The 23,490-nt window shown below is 67.4% G+C and carries 19 protein-coding genes; 7 read left to right on the top strand and 12 right to left on the bottom strand.

Annotated elements, in window-relative coordinates; genetic code table 11:
• Positions 1 to 18 precede the first annotated feature (18 nt).
• The 8 genes from A6Q79_RS04005 to A6Q79_RS03970 form a co-directional block, all read right to left on the bottom strand.
• On the bottom strand, positions 19 to 1,038 hold the full coding sequence (locus A6Q79_RS04005) for a ParB N-terminal domain-containing protein (RefSeq protein WP_286689350.1): 1,020 nt from the start codon (positions 1,036 to 1,038) through the stop codon (positions 19 to 21).
• Entirely contained in the window at positions 1,035 to 1,916 is an 882-nt protein-coding gene (locus A6Q79_RS04000) for a hypothetical protein (protein ID WP_286689349.1), read from the bottom strand. The genes A6Q79_RS04005 and A6Q79_RS04000 overlap by 4 nt, the downstream gene beginning before the upstream one ends.
• Before the next feature lie 92 nt (positions 1,917 to 2,008).
• Positions 2,009 to 2,413, bottom strand: coding sequence for a hypothetical protein (locus A6Q79_RS03995; RefSeq protein WP_286689348.1), 405 nt, complete (start codon positions 2,411 to 2,413; stop codon positions 2,009 to 2,011).
• Entirely contained in the window at positions 2,410 to 3,120 is a 711-nt protein-coding gene (locus A6Q79_RS03990; protein ID WP_286689347.1) for a helix-turn-helix domain-containing protein, read from the bottom strand. The genes A6Q79_RS03995 and A6Q79_RS03990 overlap by 4 nt, the downstream gene beginning before the upstream one ends.
• Positions 3,117 to 4,031: a bifunctional DNA primase/polymerase gene (locus tag A6Q79_RS03985; protein ID WP_286689346.1), complete on the bottom strand. Its 915-nt coding sequence runs from the start codon at positions 4,029 to 4,031 to the stop codon at positions 3,117 to 3,119. The genes A6Q79_RS03990 and A6Q79_RS03985 overlap by 4 nt, the downstream gene beginning before the upstream one ends.
• Positions 4,031 to 5,128: an ImmA/IrrE family metallo-endopeptidase gene (locus A6Q79_RS03980; RefSeq protein WP_286689345.1), complete on the bottom strand. Its 1,098-nt coding sequence runs from the start codon at positions 5,126 to 5,128 to the stop codon at positions 4,031 to 4,033. The genes A6Q79_RS03985 and A6Q79_RS03980 overlap by 1 nt, the downstream gene beginning before the upstream one ends.
• Before the next feature lie 221 nt (positions 5,129 to 5,349).
• Positions 5,350 to 6,318, bottom strand: coding sequence for a helix-turn-helix domain-containing protein (locus A6Q79_RS03975; RefSeq protein WP_286689344.1), 969 nt, complete (start codon positions 6,316 to 6,318; stop codon positions 5,350 to 5,352).
• A gap of 22 nt (positions 6,319 to 6,340) precedes the next feature.
• On the bottom strand, positions 6,341 to 7,720 hold the full coding sequence (locus A6Q79_RS03970; protein WP_286689343.1) for an MFS transporter: 1,380 nt from the start codon (positions 7,718 to 7,720) through the stop codon (positions 6,341 to 6,343).
• A 36-nt stretch (positions 7,721 to 7,756) separates the two neighbouring features.
• On the opposite strand from A6Q79_RS03970, the gene A6Q79_RS03965 reads away from it, so the two are divergent.
• Positions 7,757 to 8,317: a TetR/AcrR family transcriptional regulator gene (locus A6Q79_RS03965; RefSeq protein WP_286689342.1), complete on the top strand. Its 561-nt coding sequence runs from the start codon at positions 7,757 to 7,759 to the stop codon at positions 8,315 to 8,317.
• A 310-nt stretch (positions 8,318 to 8,627) separates the two neighbouring features.
• Here A6Q79_RS03965 and A6Q79_RS03960 read toward each other — a convergent pair whose 3' ends face one another.
• On the bottom strand, positions 8,628 to 9,455 hold the full coding sequence (locus A6Q79_RS03960) for a DNA cytosine methyltransferase (RefSeq protein WP_286689341.1): 828 nt from the start codon (positions 9,453 to 9,455) through the stop codon (positions 8,628 to 8,630).
• A 303-nt stretch (positions 9,456 to 9,758) separates the two neighbouring features.
• On the opposite strand from A6Q79_RS03960, the gene mobF reads away from it, so the two are divergent.
• Positions 9,759 to 13,325 (top strand): MobF family relaxase, encoded by a 3,567-nt coding sequence (mobF, locus tag A6Q79_RS03955; protein WP_286689340.1) that lies wholly within the window; start codon positions 9,759 to 9,761, stop codon positions 13,323 to 13,325.
• Positions 13,326 to 13,347: 22 nt separating this feature from the next.
• On the opposite strand, the gene dprA is transcribed toward mobF, so the two are convergent.
• A complete protein-coding gene (gene dprA, locus A6Q79_RS03950; protein ID WP_317696467.1) occupies positions 13,348 to 14,394 on the bottom strand; it encodes a DNA-processing protein DprA in 1,047 nt (348 codons plus the stop codon).
• Positions 14,395 to 14,580: 186 nt separating this feature from the next.
• Here dprA and A6Q79_RS03945 point away from each other — a divergent pair, with 186 nt between their 5' ends.
• From A6Q79_RS03945 to A6Q79_RS03930, 4 genes are all read left to right on the top strand, one after another.
• A complete protein-coding gene (locus tag A6Q79_RS03945; RefSeq protein WP_317696464.1) occupies positions 14,581 to 14,913 on the top strand; it encodes a sulfate permease in 333 nt (110 codons plus the stop codon).
• A gap of 87 nt (positions 14,914 to 15,000) precedes the next feature.
• A complete protein-coding gene (locus A6Q79_RS03940) occupies positions 15,001 to 16,176 on the top strand; it encodes a hypothetical protein (protein WP_286689337.1) in 1,176 nt (391 codons plus the stop codon).
• Positions 16,173 to 18,725 carry an ATP-binding protein gene (locus tag A6Q79_RS03935; protein WP_286689336.1) on the top strand — a complete coding sequence of 851 codons (2,553 nt, stop codon included), beginning with the start codon at positions 16,173 to 16,175 and terminating at the stop codon, positions 18,723 to 18,725. The genes A6Q79_RS03940 and A6Q79_RS03935 overlap by 4 nt, the downstream gene beginning before the upstream one ends.
• Positions 18,726 to 20,295: 1,570 nt before the next feature.
• Complete coding sequence (locus A6Q79_RS03930) at positions 20,296 to 20,850, top strand: acid shock protein (protein WP_286689335.1); 555 nt, start codon at positions 20,296 to 20,298, stop codon at positions 20,848 to 20,850.
• A 105-nt stretch (positions 20,851 to 20,955) separates the two neighbouring features.
• On the opposite strand, the gene A6Q79_RS03925 is transcribed toward A6Q79_RS03930, so the two are convergent.
• Complete coding sequence (locus tag A6Q79_RS03925) at positions 20,956 to 21,648, bottom strand: NADPH-dependent F420 reductase (RefSeq protein ID WP_353681402.1); 693 nt, start codon at positions 21,646 to 21,648, stop codon at positions 20,956 to 20,958.
• A 61-nt stretch (positions 21,649 to 21,709) separates the two neighbouring features.
• Entirely contained in the window at positions 21,710 to 22,675 is a 966-nt protein-coding gene (locus A6Q79_RS03920; RefSeq protein WP_286689334.1) for an MsnO8 family LLM class oxidoreductase, read from the bottom strand.
• A gap of 123 nt (positions 22,676 to 22,798) precedes the next feature.
• On the opposite strand from A6Q79_RS03920, the gene A6Q79_RS03915 reads away from it, so the two are divergent.
• A partial coding sequence (locus A6Q79_RS03915; protein ID WP_317696454.1) for a PhoD-like phosphatase N-terminal domain-containing protein occupies positions 22,799 to 23,490 on the top strand: 692 nt, incomplete at its 3' end.

Below are 23,490 nucleotides of genomic sequence, written 5' to 3'. Positions count from 1 at the left end.
CGGCGGCGGCGACTCCGGTCAGAGGGCGCGCAGCAGCGGCCGACCGTCCGACTCAGCGGCGACGGTAGCGCGGGCGGTGCGGAGCTGATCGGCGAACTGGGTGGTGCCCTCGACGGTGGCGAAGAATGCCTCGGCCTGCTCGTCGGTGAGCTCGATGGCCAGCTCGTCGACGTCGTAGTGGGTCCACCACGCTTCCAGGTCGGCCCAGGTCAGAACGAACGCCCGCACCGGGTACCGCGCCGGTCCCTCGTCTTCAGCGGCGGGGCGACGCTTCGGTGCTGTCGGCTTCGCCGCCTTGCTGGTCTTGGTGGCGTGGACGCGGGCCAGGGCTTCGTCGGCCAGCTCGTGCAACCGCCGGTCCCGCTCGCTGTCGGCCTCGGCTTGGGTGTCGCGGAGGCGCTGGAAGATCGGGTTGACCGCCGCGCCGGCCTCGATTTGCGCCAGCCCGTCCCGCGCCTGCGCGCGCGCCGTCTCGGAGACGGTCGGGTCGTCGGCCAGGTGTTGCAGGTAGCCGATCTGTTCCAGCCGGCTGTAGGACGCCGAGCCGGTCACCATCCGCGCCGCCTGCGCGCGAGCGTCCCCGAGCTGGTGCGAGTCCGATGGTCCCGTCGAATCGGCGGGACCATGCTGTCCCGGCTCATGACCGTCTTGGAACTGGGTCTTGGCCTTGCGACGGGCGGCGTCCTCGGCCATGAGTTCCTTGATCTCCCGGTACAAGGCGGCGGCCTCGATCGGGGTGAGCGGCTTGTGGAGCTGGTTGTCGTCCTGCTCGGCCAGCAGATGCCCCAGCCGGTCCGAGATGCCGGATCGCACCCACACGCTGACGCGCCGCCAGCCGAGCTTCTTGATCGCCGCCATCCGACGTGCCCCGCACACCAGCACCCCATCCGGGGTGATCGTCGGCGGCTGCAATAGCCCATCCCGGTCGATCGACGCCGCGAGCGCGTCCAGGTCGCCCAGGTCCGTGCGGTGCCGCTGGCCGACAGTGATGGAGTCCACCGCCCGCTCCAGCTCGATGTGCCCGGCCGGTGCGCTCATCCCGCACTCCGCGCCTTCGTCGTACCCGGTGCAGCCAGCGAGAGGGTGAGCACGAGGTCGTCATCGCGCAGCAGCACTGGCAGCGTCTCGCCGATCAGCAGACGTAGCAGCACGCCGCGTCCCGCGCCGGTCGCCGCGAGCGTCGGGTCCGGGCAGCCGAGCAGGGCGCGCAGCAGCACCGCCCAGGAGCGTCCCGGAAGGTCGATCAGGGCTCTGGCGTGCTTGTCGCGTCGCAGCGTCTCGTAGGCGGTGTGCCGGTTCCCGACGCGGGTCAGCGCGACGCAGACGTGCTCCACCGCCGAGCGTGCCGTGCCCTCGGGCCAGTCCAGCAGCATCAGCAGCGTGATCGCGTCCTCGACCGCCGACGCCGCCGTCGTTGCCGCCGGCTCGGCCGGTGTCTGCTGCGGGGTGTCGTCGCGGTCGTGGGCGTCCTTGATCTGGAACGCGGGGTGATAGTCGCTCAGGACGTTCTCGCGGTCGGAGAGTCGTTCGGGGTCGTGGAAGATCGAGTAGCGGGGCCGGCGTGCCTGGTGGGTCGAGCACAGCAGCCCTTGGCCGCGTTCCTCGGCGATGCAGGTGATCCTCACCGCGTGCGTGATGACCGCCCACGGGTCATCGGCGGTGCGGGCGGCTTTGGTGCGCATCACGTCGAACGCCGCCGACGCGGCCTCCCACGGATCGAGCCGGTGCTTGTGCGCCAGCGCGGCGTACTTGTCGGCCGCGAACGCCATCAGCTCTGCCGCTGCCGGGTCGTGCTCCCAGGCGCCGCGGCCGGCGGTGTGGAGCCGTTTCAGCAGGGCGCGCAGGCCCTCGCTGGTGCGGTAGTTCTCAGCCGGCTGGCCGCTGGTCTCGCTCATGGTGCTGGTGTCGTTGGTCATGGTTTGGGCACCTCCCGACGGAGAGGTGCACCCGCAGACGACTGCGGGTCTCGCCTTGACGGAGTGGGCGCCCATGACTCATCACCACCCGGCTACCTCATCCCGACCCCGGAGCGGCGTGGTCCCTGCTCGGTGCCGCCGCGACGGCCGAACGCGCTCAGAGGCGGCAGACGCTTGGCTCGTTCGGCGACCCAGCGTGCGCCCTTCTCAATCGGGGCGCGGACATGCCGGTTCATATCGGCGGTCCGGTCGATGCCCCGGCGGGACAGCCGGCCGCCGCCTTGGGCGATCAGGTCGGTCGGGCGCACCCAATCCACGCCCCGGCCCCGTACCCGCGCCAGCTTCTCCTTCGCGCCCTTGCGGGACTCGGCGTCCTTGACCGCATCCGGCGTCCCCGCTGCTTCGGTGGTCTCGGCCGGGTCCGGGTCGTTCCGCTCATGGGGCGGCGGCTCGGGCTCGGAGCGATGCTGCTCCTGCATCCGGTCCTCGTCGTTCATGGCAGGGCTCCTTCCATCTCGGGCTGCGACTCGGAGGGGTCCGCCTCATCGGACTGGTGGGCACGAGGCAGCCAGCGGCCCACCGTCGAGGGATGCACGCCCAGGTGCCGGGCGATGGCCTTGTTCGACCAGTCCTGCTCTCGCAGCTCTGCCGCGAGCGCCCGTCGATCCGGCCCGCCGTCCGAGTCCGCAGCGGTGACGCCTGCCGCCGTAGGTGGCGGGTCGAGAGGTGCCGTCTCGCTCTGTGGCGGGGCGGTGATCGGCTCGACCGCCGGCGGCACCTCGAGCGCGGTAGCGGGGCGTGCGGTGGCGCGGGTCAGCACGACGGTCAGATGAGTGATCGCCAGCAGTACGACCGGTGGCACGGCAGCGACCGCGGCCGCGAGCGGGCCGGGCACGTCGGCGTCGGCCGCGACCACCGCGTGCAAGCTGTTCGCCGTCACCGACACCGCGGCACCGCCGACCAGCAACGCCCACGGATACCACGCCGCTCGCTCCCCGGCGAGGGCGACGACGGCGACCGTGGAGACCACGATCACGCCGTCGACGATCAGCGGCCACGCCCACGCCTGCCCGGCCCCGATCCCGGAGCGGCGGGCAAGGTCGGCCAGTGACGTGAACGACAACCAGAACGCGCCGGCAGCGATGAACACGGTCCCGGCGACCGAGGTGATGACCGCCCACCGGCGGCCGCGTAGCTCCTTCACGACAGCCCCCGCGTGGCGGGCGCCCGCTGCTGCACGTTCACGCGAGCGAACTCGCCCGAAGCCGATGCGGCGGGACGGTCCCGCCGGGCTCCGGCGCCGACGCTGCGATAGGCGCTGTAGACGGTGCGGGTGATTTCCCGCTCCCCGAAGTCCGACTGCGCGGCCGTCACCATCGCGTCCAGGGCATCCGTGAGCGGCACCCCGCCCTCGGCTAACCGGCACGAGGCCCAGAAAAGTTTGAGGTTGCGGTCGGTGGCCTGCCGGCCCAGCCACGTTGCCAGCCGCTCCGCGTCCTCCCGCCGCACCGGCCCGCCGAGGCGCGGCCGGGGCGCGGGCCGAGGATCGAGGAAGTCCCGCAACCGGCCCGCATCTATCGGCCGGGCCGCACCGGCCGCGACCTGCTCGATCCGGTACGGGGTGCGCACGCCGTCGAGCCGCAGCAGCGAGGGCGGAGCGATGATGTAGCCGCCGTCCCCGCGACAGTCGATGCCGACCTTCCCGGCCTGCCAGGATCGTTGCGTCTGGTGCGGGTCGGCTGGGAAGTAGGCGTGCTGGCCGCCGGTGGGTGTGCGCACGACCGCCAACGGCTCGGGGATCAGCCCGGCCCGCGCCGCCCGCGCATAGGCGGCATACCCGTTGACGCCGTGCACATCCACGTCGATCACGACCAGCCCCGAGACGGCGCCGGTCGGGATGCCGATGTTCGCGGTCGGCCGCGACCGCCACCACCCCTCAACCCGGTCCAGGTCGACGTTGGCTTCGTGGAACCCGCGCTCCGGGATCGGCCGCTTCCCGGCCGGCGCGCAAGGGAACACCGGCACTCCGGCGCGCGCCAGCTCACGCGCCGCGACCGGCAGCGGCGTCCCGTCGAGCTGACCGAACACGGCGGCAGCCGTGGCGGGGGCGACCATCACAGGCCCCGTCCCGAGCCGACTGAGGCCGCCGGTGTCTCCCGTTCCGGCAGCGGCTCGACCCGGCGCGCGGCCTGCTCTGGCGTTTCCTGAGACTGCGACGTGCGCTCCGGGCCACCGACACGCAGGGACAATGGGTTGCCGTTCCCGAGCTGCGGCGTGTCGAGCTTGTCAAGAACGTCGAATGCGGTGCTGCGCACCTGCTCGCCCGTAGCTCGCACGACCGCCACGGGGTCCTTCCCATCGACGTTGGCCGCCCATCCGGCGACATACGGGATCGTGTAGTCGCTGGTGTCCATGCCGTGCGCGGCGGCGATCATCAGCGCGACCGACTCGGCGCGTACCTCGCTGATTCCTCGATGCTCGCGGGCGTCCTCTTGCTGGTTCGGGCCATCCAGCCGGACGTGCGCCAACTCGTGCGCGAGGGTCTTGACCTGCGCGGCCGGGTCCATGTCCGCGCAGACCATCACCTGACGGGTCTCGAAATCCGTGCAGCCATTCGCGCCCCGCTCGATGCGGTCGCGCGGCATCCGCAGCACCTCGAACCCCAGCGACTCCGCCTGCCCGGTCAGGCCCTCCCACAGCCCAGCGGGGGCTTCGCCTTCCAGCAGCCTCGGACGCGGCAGCTCGGGAAGCGGGTCTCCGTGCGTCCTCGACACGTCCCACACATAGGCCGGCACGACGCTGACGATCCGCCTGCGCACGACCTCGCCCGGCCGCGGCTTCTCCCACTTCCCGAGCCGGCGCCACGACGCTGGATCGCGCGGGGTCGCCGATGCGAACCTCGCCTTGACCGGACCGCGAATCCGATAGCCGCCGTCCTTCTCCGGCCAGCGGCCCATCTTCCGCCAGTCGTTGTACCCGGCAACCCACGTTGGCGTCGGTGTCGGCACCCGGCCCTGTTCGTAGGCTTCAAGATGCTGCGCCCAGATCAGCAGCGTGTTGTTGAACGAGCGGGTGCGGAACCTCGCGGCGAACTCGATCGCCTGCCGCCAGTCATCGCCCGACACGAGTTCCTCGACCGAGCGCACGATGCGTTCTTCCAGCGCGTCGAGCGTCGCTTGCCGCGCCGCCTGCTTGTCCTCGTTCGCAGCCATCGTCTGACCTCCCTCCGCCAGGGCCACTCCGAGAGGGAGCAACCGTGCGACCGCGAGGTACGCCGGGAGGATCAGGAAGACGAGACGGACGACGGAACGATGCTTCGGACCGTCAGGCTCCGCGATGAACCCGACGAGTCTCTACCGGACTACCGGTTCAGAGCGCAGCGCGGACGGTTCTCATGCCGATCCTGCGGTTTTCGTCGGGGCGGATGCGCGTTTCACCCGGTCGCTTGCGTCCGTACGCGGCTCAGCGCCCTGTAGTTGCTCGGGGTGACACCCACGCTACGGCGGAACTGGCGGGCGGCGAAGTCAGGATCGCTCCAACCCACCTCCTGAGCGATCACCGTAATCGGCGCATCTGACGTGCGTAGGAGCGCCGCCATGCGTTCGGTGCGCAGCATTGTCAGATACGCGATGGGCGACTTGCCGAAGGCTTCCACGAACAAGCGTCCGACCTGTGATTTGGACAGATGGACTTCGTTGGCAAGGTCGGTCACGGACCACCGACGTTCGGGTGCGGCGTGGAGCAGGTCAGCAGCCTTGCGCGCTTCGGCGCGAAGGGGACTGAACCGTCGAATCCGAGGTGAGGTTGGCCATGCCGTAGCGCGCTGTGTCGAGCTTGTGCGGACCTGAGAGGTCTTGATGAACGGCGCGATGACATGGGCGACGCTGAACCATAGGGCTTGCATCCGGTAGAAGGTTTCCACGGGTCGGCTCTCGGCGCTCAACGCAACCAGCTCGTCCAGCCACGGCATGAGCATGCCGGCCCGGTCCTCGCCAAGTCGGAGGATCTGCGCTGGCTCGGTGTAGATCGTTGACGCGAACTCCGCCGCGTCGAGTCGATCACGCAACACACTCGCGTGCTGCCAGAACACCTGATCGACCACATAGTCCGCGTCGGCATAGACAACCGTGGCCGTGATGTGACCCTCCGGCTCAATCCCGCAGAGCACATTTGCGCTGAGCAAGACGGCATCACCAAATCGGACCGGTCGCTTACCGAACTCGCTCAGGAGTATTGCTGAACCGTCACGAACGAAAGCGAGTTTGATCCAGTCGAACGCAACCGGGTCAGCGGGCCGGTACGCCGTTCTTGTGAACGCCCGGATCGGGCTGAAATCCACGCCGTTCGCCGCGAGTGAGGTGCCACCACCGGACATCGGGCAGATGCGCGGTGTCGCGCTCACCATTCATTGGGTCCGGACATGATCACTCGCCGGAGCGAGAGACACTTTCGACCGTGACTCTGGGAATGAGGAGACCAGCAAGGCCAGCGGCGACGATCAGCACGGCCATGATTGCGAACGGGCTTTGATACTCCGAGATCGGCGTGAATGTGGCGAGCATTGCCAGACCGATGGCTCCACCAAACTGTTTGGCGGTGTTCATGAGCCCGGACGCTGCGCCGGCGTCGCGGTTGTCGATGCCTTGGGTGACGGCGGTCGCTAGTGGTGTGTTGAGCAGACCGCCACCGAGTCCGATGATGATCGACGGCAGCAATACCGTCACCGGGTAGTTGGCAACAGGTATCAGCCACTGGGCCAGGAACCCGAGTGCTGCGATCACTGAGCCTGTCGCTACGAGGACCCGGATCGGGTACCGGTCGAGGAGCCGGGGAGCGACCCATGTACTCACCACGAGCATCACTCCGGTCAGCGGTAAGAAGCCAAGCCCGGTGGCTGCTGCTGGGTACCCCATGCCCTGCTGCATGAGGAAGGTCAGGAAGTACCACACTGCGACTTGGAAGCAGGCGCCTGCGAGGAGTGTGGCTGCGTTGCCCGTGATCACTGCTCGGTTGCGCCATAGTCGTGGTGGCACCAGCGGCACACGCGTCATCCGTTGCTGTACGACGAGTGCCACGAACAAGACGCCACTGACACAGGCGGCCACTGGCGTGGTGTTGGCTAGGTTCTCGTCACCGGCACTTGAAGCCGCGTAAGCCGCGGCGGTAAACGCGCCCGTGACCAGCACCGAGCCCAGCACACCGACGCGGCCCCGCACGACCTCCCGCTTTGCACGTGTGAGTACATACGCGGCAGCGGCGACCGCCGCTCCGATCGGGAGATTGATGAGAAGCACGGCACGCCAGGACACATACTCGGTCAGGACTCCGCTGACGATGTTCCCGAGGCCCCCACCGGCCAGACTCGCACCTGTCCAGATCGCGACGGCACGGACTCGGGGTCGTCCTTCGGGAAACCAGATCGTCAGCAAGGAGAACGTTGCGGGTGACAACACCGCGGCTGCCACTCCTTGAACCGCGCGCGCTGCGATGAGCATCCCGCCTCCCACCGCCAGGCCGCCCACCACGCTCGCGATCGTGAACACGAGCACGCCCCCCAACACCGTCCGCGTAGCGCCGAAAACGTCGGCAAGTCGAGCGCCTGCAAGGATCAGCCCAGCGAAGCCGAGCGTGTATGCAAGCACGATCCACGACGTACCAACCGCCGAGAGCGCTAGATCCTCGCGTACCGATGGCACCGCGACGTTCATCACGGACGCATCCAGGACCACCATCAGCTGAGCGACGCAACTCACCCACAGCACGAGCCTTGGTGTCGTCACCCCTCGTTGGTACATGCGTATCATGATACAACTGTATCAAACGAGAGAGGGTGTGCCGCCATGGACGATCTGGATCGACGCACGACAATCATCGAAGCCGCCGAGAGGCTGTTGTCACGCGGCGGAGTCGAAGCCGTGTCGATGCGGAACGTGGCCGTTGAAGCTGGCGTCTCACTGCGGCTGGTGCAGTACTACGGCAAGTCAAAGAACGAGCTACTCACGGCTGTCCTGCAAGCCATGTCCGAACGCAGCGTGCAACATTGGCAACAGGCATTGGATTCCGCGTCCGGGACACAGGACGCTCCTCTGCGGGCATTCTTCGACGCGGCACTACCACACGACGAACAAAGCCGGGCCTTCCACCGCCTCGGAGTCTCGTTGGAGCAGCTATCGGCCTCCGACCCGGACGGCATGGGCGCCATCTACCGAGGACATCTGGAACGGCTCGCGTCCAGCCTTGCGTCGCACATCGACGAACCGGATCCCGCGGCCATAGCGCACGCCTACGAAGTCATGGCCCTCTCCCACGGCTTGGGCAGCTTGATCTCAACCAATGCCATCACTGTGCAGCAGGCCCGTGCCATAGCCTCCGATTACATGGACCGATACCTTGCCACCTGAACATTTGCGACCGCGCTGAACCCTTTCACCGGCTAACGGGCATCGTGGAGAAGGTTACGTAGTGCGGCAGCGGCTTGTGCTGGCAGGACACGTTGCCGAGCGCGGCGAGCTGCTGTGTGTAACTGAGCGCGAGGTTCGGATCTGTGACCCACCCCGGCGGGAGGCCCATCAGCCATTCCACGAAGTCCGGCGCCGGCCGAGGTCCCGCGTCGTCGCTCAGGATCGCGGGGTCTGGGCGGGGCGTCCGGTTATGTGTTCCCATCGGGCAATGGCGCGGGCGTAGTGTCCCCAGCGGTGAAGATGTCCTCGATCAGGGACCACAGAGTCTCTGGTTCGTTGCTCTTGTTCTGCGAGCCAGCCGGTCCGTTGAGTGTGAGGTCGATGATCTGATGGGAGAGCCCCGATCGACCCTCGCCTCGCTCGTACCCGGTCTAGCAACTCCCCGCCTCGAGTCGAGTCCGTCGCGAGTGGGGTTCTGAACAACGTCTTGGCGATGAGCAACGATGAAGAGGCGGAGTCTCGGGTGAGGAGCGCCGACAAGGGACGCTGATAGGCCGATCCATTGCGTGTCATACCGCAGGTCGGCCAGATCGCCGAGTACGGCGCCGGCTGCCCGGAGAGGTCGAGTTGCGAGGTCTCCCAGACCCCACGGGTCGGGTTCCAGGTCGCGAAGGGTTGCAGCGCCGGGGGTTGCGTGGTCGGGGTTGCGTTGCGCATCGGGGTTTCCTTCCAGGGATGCGCGGACGGCGGGTGAGGACAGCAGCCCGCGGACGTTCTCGATGACGACGAGCTGGGGTTGCAGCGCGTCGATCGCTTCGGCCATGTGCGACCAGAGCCCGGAGCGGGTGCCGGGTGCGAGGCCGGACCGCTTACCTACTGTGGACACGTCCTGACAGGGGAATCCTCCGCACAGCACATCAACGGGAGGGATCTCGTTCCAGTTGATCGTGGTGATGTCGCCCAGGTTCGGGACGTCGGCCCAGTGGTGAGCGAAGATGCGCGAGACGTGTTCATTGTTTTCCGAGAACCAGACCGTCTCGGCACCTAAGGCGTACTCGACGGCGAGGTCGAGCCCGCCATAGCCGCTGAACAGTGAGCCGACTCTGATCGGGCGTTCGGGGTCGTTGGGGTCGAGCATGAGGACTCCGGCTGACGGGTGCTCCCCGGTCGGATTCCGCACAGGAAGTCGCTGCCGGGCTGGTCAGCAGCCAGGCGCTCAGCCGTCCGATCCATCGCGGACGCTTCGGCCCGCCGTTCCGCGCACGTCGAGACGCACCGTCATGTCCGTGCCGATCTGCCAAACGCGCCGGATCCCTCCCGCGCGCCACCCGAGCCACCACACGTCTTTCAGACGAGGCGCGAGCCGTCCCGAGTCGCATCGGATGCGACCGGACTCGCGGGCTCACCTGCCCTCCGAACGACGGCGGAAGGAGCAGCCCAGGTGACGGTTTCGATGCGCGTGATGAGCGCGGGCGATGGGTACAAGTACCTGTTGAAGTCCATCGCCGCGGGCGATGGCGACCGGAGCCTGAGCACGCCGTTGACTCGCTACTACGCGGAGGCGGGGACACCGCCGGGCTTCTGGATGGGCTCGGGGCTGGGTCGGCTCGGGCACGGCGAGCTGGTCGAAGGAGCCCAGGTCTCAGAAGCCCAGCTAGCGCTGTTGATCGGGATGGGCCATGACCCGATCACGGGCGATCCGCTGGGCCGCGCCTACCAGCAGTTCGCGTCAATCGGAGAACGGATCAAGCAGCGCGTCGACGCCCTCGACCCCGAGCTGGGGCCGGCCACTCGAGCGCAGGAAGTGGCCGCGATCGAGGCGGCGGAAGCCGAGCGCCGCACCCGCCGCGCGGTAGCCGGTTACGACTTCACGTTCAGCGTGCCGAAGTCAGTCTCCACGATCTGGGCGGTTGCAGACGCCGGCACCCAAGCCCTGATCGCAGACGCGCATCATGCGGCGGTTGCAGAGCTGGTTGCGTTCCTCGAACGCGAGGTTGCCGCAACCCGCGTCGGTGCAACCGGCCCGGATGGCGCGGTTGCGCACGTCGATGTCGCCGGTGTCGTGGCGGCGGCGTTCAATCACTACGACAGCCGCGCCGGTGACCCGCAGTTGCACACCCACGTCGTCATCAGCAACAAGGTTCTGACCGTGCAGGACGGCCGCTGGCGGACCCTCGCGGGCCGGCCCATGCACGCGGTGGTCGTCGCGGTCTCCGAGCTCTACAACGCTGCTCTGGCCGATCAGCTCTCCCGCGTCCTCGGCGTCGAGTGGGTAGCGCGCGAACGTGGCAGGGACCGAAACCCGGCCTGGGAAATCGAGGGCGTGCCCGACGATCTGGTGACCGAGTTCTCCACCCGCTCCCGGCACATCGAGGCCGAGAAGGACCGCCTCATCGCCGGGTACGTCGCCAAGCACGGCAGGCAGCCCTCCGCCCGAACGGTGCTGAAACTCCGGGCGCAGGCGACGCTCGCCACGAGGCCAGAGAAGCAGGTCCGGTCCCTGGCCGACCTCACTAGCGAGTGGCGCCAGCGCGCCAGCCGAGTGCTGCGACGCGACGCGAACGGCTGGGCGCGCACGCTCACCACGGCCAACGCGCAGGCGCCACGACGGGTGCTGCGCGCCGACGATGTGCCGCTGGATGTAGTGCGCGAGCTCGGGCAGACCGTGATGGAGATGGTCGGTGAGAAGCGTTCGACCTGGACCCGCTGGAACCTGCACGCCGAAGCATCTCGGCAGTTGATGGGGTGGCGGTTCGCCAGCATCCAGGACCGGGAGGCGATCACCGGGCTCGTGGTCGATGCCGCCGAGCACGCTTCGCTGCGGCTGACGCCGCCGGAGCTGGCGTCGAGCCCGTTGCAGTTCCGCCGCGCGGACGGCACCTCCGGGTTCCACCCGCACGCCTCGACCCGGTTCTCATCCGAAGCCCTGCTGGCCGCCGAAGACCGACTCCTGACACGCGCCGCTGACACCTCCGGCCCGGTGGTGCCACTGGAGACGGTCGAGAGGATCGCCCGCAAACCCGACGCACGCGGCCGGGTGCTCGGCGAGGATCAGGCCGCGGCCCTTGCTGCGATCGCGGTCTCCGGTCGCGTCGTGGACGTGCTGGTCGGCCCGGCCGGGGCCGGGAAGACGACAGCGATGAACGGGCTCCGGCGGGCATGGGAGAAGGAACATGACGCCGGCTCGGTGATCGGGCTCGCCCCCTCAGCGGTCGCCGCGCAGGTCCTCGCCGATGACCTCGGCATCGCCACCGAGAACACGGCGAAGTGGTGGCAGAACCACATCATGAACGGGACCACGTTCACGGCCGGGCAGCTCGTCATCATCGACGAGGCGAGCCTGGCCGGAACTATGTCGCTGGATCGGCTCACCCATGAAGCCGAGAAGGCCGGCGCGAAAGTCCTCCTGGTCGGCGACTGGGGCCAGCTCCAATCACCCGGCGCCGGCGGCAGCTTCGCCATGCTCGTGCACGCCCGCGACGACGCCCCCGAGCTGACCGATCTGCACCGCTTCACCAACGAGTGGGAGAAGACCACTTCACTCCAGCTCCGCCACGGCCGCACCGAGGCGATCGACACTCTGATCGAGCAGGGCCGGATCACCGGCGGCGACGAGGAAGCGATGATCCACGCCGCCTACACCGCGTGGCGGGCCGATCTTGCCGCCGGGCGCGCGTCGATCCTGGTCACCGAGACCCACGCTACCGTCACCGAACTGAACACCAGGGCGCGGGCGGATCGGATCATCGACGGCACCGTGAACCCCACCCGCGAACTGCCGCTGCGCGACGGCACCGCAGTCTCCGAGGGCGATCTGGTTATCACGCGCGAGAACGACCGGCGGCTCCGCAACGGCCGAACCTGGGTCCGCAACGGCTCCCGCTGGACCGTCACCGGGGTTCGCGAGGACGGGTCGGTCAGCATCCGCCCAGCCGGGCGCAGGTTCGGCGGCGGGATCGTCCTGCCGGCCAACTATGTGGCCGAGCATCTGGACCTCGGCTACGCGATCACCGCGCACCGCGCCCAGGGCGTCACCACCGACACCGCGCACGCGGTCGTCACCGCCACCACCACGCGGGAGAACTTCTACGTCTCCATGACCCGCGGCGCCCACAGCAACCACGCCTATGTCGCCGTCGACCGGGAAGACGCCGAATACGCGGTGCCGCATCCCGGCGACAACCCGAACGTCACCGCCCGTTCGATCCTCTACGGCGTGTTGCAGCACATCGGCGCCGAGCTGTCCGCGCACGAGACGATCACCGCCGAGCAAGACCGCTGGGGCTCGATCGCCCAACTCGCGGCCGAGTACGACACCATCGCGCAAGCCGCACAGCACGACCGCTGGGCGACCTTGCTCGCCGCGTCCGGGCTCACCGTCGAGCAGATCGAAGACGTGCTCGGCTCCGACGCCTACGGCGCGCTGTCGGCCGAGCTGCGCCACGCCGAGGCCAACCACCACGACCTCGACGCGCTGCTCCCGCGGCTGTTCACCGCGCGGAGCCTGAACGATGCCGACAACATCGCCTCCGTCCTGCACGCCCGCGTCGCGCGCGCCACCGCCCGGCCCGCTGGCTCAGGCCGCACTCGCAAGTCCCCAAGGCTGATCGTCGGATTGATCCCGCACGCTGGCGGGCAGATGACCGAGGACATGCGGCAAGCCCTGGACGAGCGCCACGAGCTGATCGAGGCCCGCGCCGACGGCGTGCTCCGCGGTGCCCTCAGCGATAAGGAGCCGTGGGTAGCGAAGCTCGGCACGGTGCCGAAGGACAAGAAGCAACAGGCGGCATGGTGGCGCGCTGCTCGCACAGTCGCGGCCTACCGCGACCGCTACGGCATCACCGACGACCGGACCCCGCTCGGCCCACCGCCGGAGAGCACCAGTCAGAAGATCGACGCCATCCGCGCCCGCGCCGCCCTCAACCGTGCCCAGGCGATCGCTCACGAGGGCGCGCCGGCTGATCCGGTGCGGCCAGCGACCGCATCACGCCCCGCACCGAGCTTGTGAAGCCCCACCAGCGGGGCGGCCGTCAGAGAGAGCGCCCCGGCGTGCCCGGCGACGGGCGCCGATGCCCGAGCGCGCGTCCGACCTCGGGCCGCGTCACAGTCCGGTCCTGGGTCCTGTCGGCGTCGAGTAGGTCGATCACGTCGCTTGACTGAGTGACGAGTGAGGCGAGGCCCTGCTTGATGAGTTCGTTCGGTCCCGCGCTCGTGACGCTGGTCACGGGGCCGGGCACCGCGCCGACGCCTCGGCCGAGTTCGTGTCCGGCGAGAACGGTGGTCATCGAGCCGGACCGGGGACCGGCTTCGGGGATGACAGTCGCACCCGAGAGCGCCGCCATCAGACGGTTGCGGGCCAGGAACCTGTGCCTGGTCGGCGTCGCTCCGGGGGGCAGCTCGCTGACCAACAGCCCGACCTCCCCGATCCGGTTCAACAACTCGCTGTGCCCGGCCGGGTAGGGGCGGTCCAACCCGCCGGCCAGGACGGCGATCGTGTGTCCGCTCGCGGCGAGCACGCTCTTGTGCGCGGCCCCTTCGATCCCATAGGCGCCACCCGAGACCACGACTCGTTCTTCATCGGCCAGACCCATCGCCAGTTCACCCGCGACATGCTCGCCATAGTAGGTTGCGGCGCGCGCGCCCGTGATCGTGGCCCGATCACTCAACGCCGTCGTCAAGAACGAGACCGCGCCGCGCGTCCACAGCAGGTACGGCGCACGGTCGCCCAAGTCGTTCAGGCCGGCGGGCCATTCCCTGTCTGCCGGGACGAGCGTGCTGAGCCCGTGCCGCTCCGCCTGAGCTACCTGATCCAGCAGGCCGGACGTGAAATGTGCCGTCAGCCGTTGGCGCCACATCAGTGTGTCGGCGCGGGCCAGGCCGGGCACTTCGTCGTCGGACTCGATCAGCCGCAGCGTCTCGACCCCGCCGTGGCGGGTGAGGACGTACCCGGTGGTCGGGTCGTTCGGTTCGGCGATCATCGACAGCGCGATCCGCGCCATCCGCTCACCCTGCACCTGCTCCGCCAACGTCGCCATGATCGGTGTCCCTTCCGCTCCAAGGTCACCGACGAGGTACACGCCTGCCTGCCGCCGGGGGTTCCCTCTGTCACGAGTCAGTCGTAAACTCGGTAGCGAGGCAGGTTCAGCAAACTACGCGGGTCCTTCGGGACGGCCCCTCGCGGGCACTCGGTTCATAGCCGCCTCCACGACGGACACCCGTCGCGCTATGACGAGGAAGAGAGACCCGCAATGCTCCGCACGTCCGTGGCGCTCAGCGCACGAGGCTATGGCGTACTCCGATACGCACCCACCAACCTGCTGCTCAACGCCATCCGCACCAGACGCGGCCTCAAGTGGGGCATCCCCGCGATGCTGCTCGCCGGGGTCTACCTCTACGCCGCGGCGATCTGCACCACGATCATCAACGACGGCGGCCCCGGCTGGCTCCACCTGCTGGTCCTGGTGTTCGTCTGGAACGCCTTCAAGTTCATCTGGATCGGCCCCGTCAGTCTGATCCAGCTCGTGCGGCGCAGGCGCCAGGAGCGTGTCGGAGGCTGCCGATACGCTCGGACACGCCGGCAGGCTTCTTTGACCTGACTCCCGCGCCCCTGGGATGATGAGAAGGTGAACGGCCTCTAGGAGCACGCCTGCTCGTGCCGGAACGTACGAGTCGAAGGAGTGCTGATGGGTGCAAGGACGATCCACCCGTTCCCCGCCAGGATGGCGCCGGACATCGCCATCGACCACCTGGACTCCACTGCAGACGAGTCGGAGCTAGTGGTACTCGACCCGATGTGCGGGTCAGGGACGGTCCTCGCCGCAGCGGCAGACAGAGGCCACGCCGCACGCGGGTTCGATGTCGACCCTCTCGCAGTCCTCATGAGCTCCGTTGCCACCCAGGCCGTTGACACCGAGGAAGTCGTCGCCGAAGCTGAGCGCATCTGCGCACTTGCGCGAGCATCCAGCGTGGACTCACCCCGATGGGACGACCCAGAGACTCAGAAGTTCGCCGAGTACTGGTTTGCGGCACCTCAGCGCACTCAACTCAACCGCCTCGCACGGGAGCTGGACGGGATCGGCGATGATGCCGTTCGTCAGGCTCTTCAAGTGGCGTTGAGTCGGATCATCGTCACGAAGGCGCCCAAGGCCTCGCTGGCGGCCGACACATCGCACAGCAGACCACACCGTGTGGCTACCGAATCTAGTTACGACGTCTATCGCGGGTTCGAGGGGTCTGTTGCAAGCCTCAAGAAGCTGCTCGATGAGCGATCCATCCTTGGACAGGTTGAGGTTCGTAGGGGAGATGCGCGCGCGCTCGATTTGCGTAATTCATCGGTTGACTTGATTATCACTTCACCGCCATACCTAAATGCGATCGACTATCTACGCGGCCATAAGATGTCGCTGATCTGGTTCGGACACACGATCCCTGAACTGCGGAAGATTCGTTCGAACAGCATCGGGGCAGAACGCGCGCTCGACGGCGACGCTCTAAAGCAGGTCACAGATATGGTGCAGTACATAAAGGACTCGGTGGACGCGCCGGATCAACTTCCCATGGCTACGATCACGCGCTACGCGCACGATCTCGCACTTTTCTCGCGCGAGCTTAACCGTGTCTGCAAGACCGGCTCTGAGGTTGTTACGGTAATCGGCAACTCCACACTGCGTGGAAACTATATCCAGAACGATGTGCTCGTCCGAAAGGCGTATGAGCATTCTGGTTTCCTTGTCGCGGCTCGAACTGAGCGCGAGCTGCCGGAGAATAGGCGGTACCTCCCGGTTCGGACTGCGAACCTCGAATCGTCGATGGCGAAGCGGATGCGGACCGAGGTCGTACTGACCGTGAAGAAGCCATGACCACATTCTTCGAGTCGGGCACTGTCACAGACCACATCAATGTCGAAATCAGTTTCCAGATCATCGGCCTATTCTCCGAAGGTCTCTATAGCAGCCCCAACAAGGCGATTGAAGAGCTGGTCTCAAACGCTTTTGACGCCGATGCGACGTGCGTACATACCGTCATGTCACCTGACCGAGCTGCGAGCGACGCGTCTATCGCCATCCTTGACAACGGAACTGGGATGGATGCAACCGGGCTCAAGGTCCACTGGATCGTCGGCGACTCCGTCAAGGCCAGCAACCGCACAACCGCCCGTGGTCGCCGTACCATCGGGAAGTTCGGCATCGGCAAGCTCGCAGCTTACGTCCTGGGCACCCGCCTGACACACATCACGAAGGCGGACGGGAAATTCTTCTCGACAACCATGGATTTCAAGGCGATTCCAACGCCTCCACCGGCGAACGAACGCACTGACGAGTCTGAGCGCACCGCGACGCCACCAGTCCAGCTTCCGCTTCGCGAACTCACCGAGGAGGAAGCGCACGGAGCCGTTCGTCCCTGGCTGTCTGACGACACCGGCCGCGAGAACCTGACTCTCTTTGGAGACGAGGCCGAGGACTCCTGGACCGTGGCGATCATCACCGAACTCAAACCGATGGCGATCGAACTCTCCGCAGGCAGGCTTCGATGGGTTCTATCTACCGCCATGCCATTACGCGATGACTTCTCCCTGTATCTGAACGGCAACGAAGTCGTCGCCTCGAAAGCATCCGCGAAGCAGGTCGGGACGTGGGTTCTCGGCAAAGATATTCTCACCATCCCGAGTCCTGCTCCAGAGGAGCTAGACGCGGACACGGACGAGAAGATTCCTGAAGCCGAGTACCAGCACTTTCTCCTAGTCGACAAGAGTCTGGGCCCTGTTAGTGGGTACCTTGAGCTCTACGAAGATCCCATCGATGCGGGAAAATCTGAAGCAGTTGGGAGAAGCAACGGCTTCTTCGTCTACGTCCATGGCCGACTCATCAACCCCGACGACTCAGGGTTCGGAATCGACCGAAACAGCCTTCGCCACGGCACCTTCTCGCGGTTCCGCCTGGTTATCAACATCGATCGTCTCGACGCCGAGCTCCGATCCAGCCGCGAGACTCTGCTCGCGAGCCCCGTGGTCGAGCGCGCCCGAGAACTCCTTCGTGGTCTCTTCAACCTTGCACGAACGAAACTGGACGCACACGAAACCGAGACCGCTCGCGAAAGGCGGGCATCACAGCGCTTCGCTGACAGCCCTGCGAGCCTCACGGAACGACCGATCCTGCGAATGGTCGTGGACTCGTATGAGGAGAAGATTCACTCCCGACATCTCGTACCGATCGACAAGAAGAAGTTCCCGACCGCCGCAGAGTTGATCGCTTTTCTCGAAAGCCGTATCACTGATGGCGGCGGTCTCATCGGCGATGTCGTGTATGAAGACCTCGGCACGCTGCTTCCAATGGCGATGCTGGACAGCGCAAGCGGGCAGCTCTCGATCAACCTTGAGCATCCCTTTGTGGCGCACTTTGCCGACGAGTTCAACGATCGCAAGAAGAACCTCCCTCTGGAACTTTTCGCAATGGCGGAGATTCTTCTTGAAGCAGGGCTTCACGACGCAAATCTTGATGACTCCGCCGTTTCGACCGTTCTGGACTCTCGCGACGAACTACTTCGCCACCTCGCACGATCGTCGGGCGCGCGCAACTCAATTACCGTCGCGCAGGGCTTGATGGCATCGCTAACTAGCGCCAAGGGCCTTGAGCTTGCGCTGGTCGAGGTATTCCAGCAACTCGGTTTCGAGGCCGTCCCGAAAGCAGCGAAGGACGAGCAGGACGGGCTTGCGGAAGCGTTCCTGCCTGCGGGTGAGCATGGAAAGACTCAGTATCGAGTCTCCCTAGAGGCCAAGAGCAAAGAGAAGCCCGGCGGAAAAGTAAAGAAGAGCGGCGTCGAGGTATCCACTATTGCGCGCCACCGCGATGAAGCGGAATGCGATTTTGCGATCGTTGTCGGACCGGACTTCGAGACCGGTGCAGATGACCTCGGTGCGGTCATGCGCGAGATCCAGGCCGATCGGGTGGCGAACCCGACCAAAGGCATCACCCTCATGCGGGCGAAGGACTTGGCGAGGCTGGTGAGGCTGGCGCCGATCAAGCGAGTGAATCTGGCAAAGATGCGCGAACTGCTCGCCACTTGTCAAAGTCCAGCAGACGCAGAAAAGTGGGTCGATGCCATTGCTCTGTCTCAGCCGGAGTCCAGCCCGCATCAACAAATCTTGGAGACAGTGTGGGAGCTCCAGCAAGATGATCGAGACCACACCGTCGAGTACGCGGCACTCAGAACCGCGCTCCGCCTCACTAAGAAGCTAAAGATTACTGACGCCGAGTTGCGTGAAGAGTGCTTGGCATTGAGCCGTATGGCTCCTGGATACTTCATGGCTCGTGAAGACCGAGTGGAACTCAACATCAAGCCCGAGAACGTGCTGGCCACGATACACGCATATGTTGACGATTTGCCCCAAGCAGATGAAGAGCAGACGTAGGAGGCCGACCAGGCACCTGCTTGTGGTCCAAATGACACCGGGCAACTCCGAAGCCAGAGGGCGCTGAACCTATGAGCAATGCGGTCGGGGCGAAGGCTCGTCGCGAAGAGGAGATTGCGTTCCTGGCGATGGAACAAGTGCTTGGGATCGATATCTCGTTGGCGGACGCGGGTGCTGGTGACAAGATGCCAGACGGTTCTTGGATCTACCCCGATAGCAGAGGACGCAAGGGCATCGTCGAGGTCACGTCGCCGCCAGCCGAGCGCTTGTTGGCTGAGTGGGCGCGAGCGAAGAGGGAGGGTCGGCCACAGACCGAGAGTGGATCGATCCCCACGCGTCTGAATCAGTTTGCGCCGAGACGCTGGCGACGCAGTGGGCATGCCAGAACTTCGAGAAGCTCTTAGCTCAATCGGCGGACGAGCGGCATCTGTTCTTGTTCGCTCGGCAACATAAGGATGGCTCCTACTTCTATCGTCTTTCCGACTCCTACGAAGGTGGGACTGGGGAGGACGTGGACGATCTTGTCCTTCCGCATGGCATCTCGGACGTTTGGTTCCGTGGTCGCGCGAGCCGTGACGTGTCCGATCCGCTCGGTGTAACGCAACTCCGGCTGGCAAGGTTTCAGGCAGCATCCGGCTGGCACCGCTACACGGTCCGCATAGAGGAGCGGCAACTGCCAGTGCCCAACCCGAGCATCGCTGACGATCGAGTTCCGGCAGGTTGGCGGCTGCCAAAGGATCGTACTCATCCCGTCGAGGACTGATGATGCAGGCAAGACTTGTGACCACTCGGACGCCCTTGACTCGGTCAAGCATCCGGCTGGCACAAGAGACGCTTCGACCGAGAAACAACGTGTCAATCAGCCCTTCAAGCCGCAGTGACGAGGGGGACCAAAAGGGGACCAGAATCATGCAAACCATGCATGTCGTGACACGCGCTGCATGACCTGGGGTCCGGAACGACGCGGATTTCGGGATCGGCGAAGCCGTCTGGACGCCTGGGGGTCAGGGGGTCGCAGGTTCAAATCCTGTCAGCCCGACCGTGTGATGTCTCGGGACATCGGCAAGCCCCGAACCTACGGATGTGGGTTCGGGGCTTGTGGTTTCTGGGGCTGGTAGTCGCGTTCTGGGTCGATGACGCGTCGTCCCCCGTTTCGGACACTTCCGGGTGCCCCCGAGCAAGTGGAGTGCCCCGGAAGTGTCCAAGACGCGAGGAGATAGGTGCGGTTTGACCCTCCCCCCAGCAGCGTGACCGGAAGTGTTGCCTATGTCTTGGGACATGCCTTGCCGATGTCCTGAACCAGCACACCGTCAGCCCGACCACGACGACGTCCGAGGACGTCCCACACTCCCGGACCTGCGGAAGCGGGTCCGGGAGTGTCGTGCTTCCGGCTCCGACTACCTACGGACGTCTCGCCCGCCGAGGTCCTGCGGCGAGGCGGCGTTGTACGCAATCACGTGCGTAGCGGCACGCAGATCGCCCGGATCCAGGGATGCCGCGCTCGTGGTGACGACGCTTGCCGCGTGAGCCCGTCCGGGCCCGCGTACGTCCACCTCGTGTAGGAGTCATCATGATCGTTTCCCGTACGTTCTCGGCGGGCTTGGTCGCCGCCGTCGTCTGCTCCCTCGTCGGGACCGCCTCCGTGGCGAACGCCGCCGAGACGAAGGCCCCCGCGGCGAAGAGCGCCGTGACCCAGAAGGCCGCGGCGAAGGCGGCGGTCCGGCACCCCGAGATCGTCGTCAAGGCGCAGTCCGGTGTGGGCCAGCGTGGCTTCGTCGTGCGCAACCAGGGCAACACGACGGTCCCGGCCGGCACGCAGTTCACGTTCCACTCCAACCGCGCGGTCGGGATCGGCCTGTTCGGCGACCCGCAGATCCAGGAGGACTGGGCCATCGGTGTCCTCGGATCGGGCTACGACGGCGACGTGTACCTCAAGGAGCCGCTGCTGCCCGGGCAGAGCAGGACGTTCCTTCTGTCGACGGTCGAGGTCTCGGCCTTCAGCCAGTGGAGCTTCGAGCTGTCCGACCCGCGGACGGCGGCGCTGGACACGAACTACGCCAACAACAAGGCCGGCATCCGCTGCGCCCTCGTCGTCCTGGGGCTGCCTGCCTGCAGCGTCTCCTGACCTCGAGATCCCTGTCGGCTGGCGAGGCTCCCGGACCACACGGTCCGGGAGCCTCGTCATGTCCAGGTCAGCGCGGCGTCGCACCGAGCAGGAGCGGGTCGAGCGTCACATGTCGCGGTAGCGCTGCGCCGCGTCGAGCTTCTCCTGCAGCAGCTCCGGCGTGACCTGGCGGCCCGACTCGGGCGTGAAGTCGGCGTCCGGGGTCTGGTAGAGGCCGGCGTAGGCGGCGGTGTCGCGCTGGTAGCGCCAGCCCTCGGCGAGCGGGCCGACGTCGTGGGCGCCGTAGCCGATCGCGTCGAGGAACTCGGCGACGACCTGCTTGGCGTCGGCGTCGTCACCGGCGATCGCGAGCACCGACCGCTCGGGGTCGCCGTGGGGGCGCGCGAGGCGGGCGAGGTGCTCGAAGTAGATGTTGTTGAACGTCTTGACGACCTTCGACTCCGGCAGGTGCTCCTGCGTGAGCTCGCTGGTGGTCGTCGACTCGTCGTCGAGGCGTGCCACCTGACCGTCGCGCTCGGGGTAGTAGTTGTTGGTGTCGATGACGACCTTGCCGCGCAGCGGGTCGACGGGGACGTCGGGGAGTGCCTTGAGCGGCACCGTCACGACGGCGAGGTCGGCCGCCTCCGCCGCCTCCGCCGGGGTCGCCGCACGCGCCCGCGGGCCGAGCTGCTCGACGAGGTCGCGCAACGTGTCCGGTCCGCGCCGGTTGCTGAGCACGACGTCGTAGCCCGCGTCGACGGCCAGCCGTGCGACCGTGCTGCCGATGTTTCCACTGCCGATGAGTCCGATGGTGGTCATGGAGTCCTCAACGCAGCGACCGCGCTGGACCTTCCCGGCGTGATCTCGGCTCAGCCCGACCTCAGACCAGTGCGCGGAGGGCGGCGTCCGCAGCGCGCAGGGCGTCGCGGTCCCACGTCGACGTCGACGCCAGCAGCTCGTCGGCGCCGGTGCGCTCAGCCAGCTGCTCGAGGGCCCGGCGGACCGTGCCGGCGTCGCCGGCGACGGCCCGCTCGAGCGACGTCTCGACCCTGCGGCGCACCTGCTCGGGCCACTCCTGCGCGCGGATGGCCGCGGGCGACTCCAGGGGCTCGAAGACGCCGGTGCGCCGGGACTGCGCCATCGCCCACGCCTCCGAGAGCGCGAGCTCGCGGGCGGTCGCCGTGTCGTCGGCGACGAGCACGTCGAGCGAGACCAGCACCTGCGGCGCGTCGGCGTCGGGCGAGGGCCGGAAGTCGCGGCGGTACACGGCGAGCGCCGACGGCAGCTCCTCGGACCACAGCGCCGGCCCGCCGACGACGACCGGTAGACCCAGCTCGGCCGCCAGGGTCACACCGCGTCCCGTGGCCAGCAGGTACACCGGAACCGGGCCGCCCGCGGGACGCACGGTCACCGCACCGCGACCAGCCAGCAGGTCGCGCAGCTCGCGGACGTCGTCGGCGAACCGGTCGGCGGCGTCGGGGGTCTCCCGCAACGCCTCGCGCACGGGCGCGGTGAACCCCGACGACCGGCCGAGGCCGACGTCGACGCGGCCCGGGTGCAGCGCCTCGAGCATGCGCACCTGCTCCGCGACGACGATCGGCTGGTGGTGCGGGAGCATGATGCCGCCGGACCCGATGCGGATGCGCGACGTCGCCGCACCCACCGCGGCCATCAGGACGGGCGGCGCCCCGCTCGCGATGCCGGGCACGGCGTGGTGCTCCGCCACCCAGAACCGGTCGTAGCCGAGCTCCTCCGCCCAGACGGCACGCGCGACGCTGCCCGTGAGCCCCTCGGCATCCGGGTGTCCGGCGCGGGTGCGGGAACGGTCGAGCAGGGAGAGCCTCACGCAGGTCCCAACGCTGAGAGGGCGCCGCACCTTCCGCAGCGGCCCGCGCAACGTTCCCCGACCGTCTCCCGACGTTCACCCCGACCTCGCCGTCCCGTACCCCGACCCTGTCTGACTGGCCGGGTGAGGACCGGGACGCCCCGAGCACCCCTGACCCGCCGCGACGTGGTCGTGAGCGGCGTCGGCTTCACCGTCGGCGCCGGCGCCGTCGTCGCGACCCTGCGACCGTCGCCCGCCCCCGCCAGCCGCCACCGTCACTTCCAGCACGGCGCGGCGTCGGGCGACCCGGTCGCCGACGGCGTGGTGCTCTGGACCCGGGTGACGCCGACGCCCGACGCCCGTCCGGGGTCGGGACGCGGAGCGCCGACCGAGGTCGACTGGGAGGTCGCCGCCGACGAGGACTTCGTCGACGTCGTCGCTGCCGGCGTGGCGCGCACCGACGCCCGCCGCGACCACACCGTCAAGCTCGACGTCCGCGCCCTGCAGCCCGCGACGACCTACTGGTACCGCTTCCGGCACGGACCCGACACCGTCGGCGGCCGCACGCGCACGGCACCGGCCGAGGACGACGACGTGCAGCGGCTGCGGCTCGGCGTCGTCTGCTGCGCCAACTGGCAGGCCGGCTACTTCGCCGCCTACCGGCACCTGCTCGACCACGACCTCGACGCCGTCGTGCACCTCGGCGACTACCTGTACGAGTACCAGCCGGGTAAGTACTCCCACGGACCCGACTGGACCGACGTGCGACGTCACGACCCGCCGCACGAGACCGTGTCGCTCGAGGACTACCGCCGACGGCACGCGCAGTACAAGAC

This window comes from Aeromicrobium sp. REDSEA-S32_B7 (assembly GCF_001626145.1).
Classification (GTDB): Bacteria; Actinomycetota; Actinomycetes; order Propionibacteriales; family Nocardioidaceae; genus Aeromicrobium; species Aeromicrobium erythreum.
The sequence above is the reverse complement of the archived record's forward strand: the minus strand, read 5'-3'. Positions and strand labels throughout refer to the sequence as shown.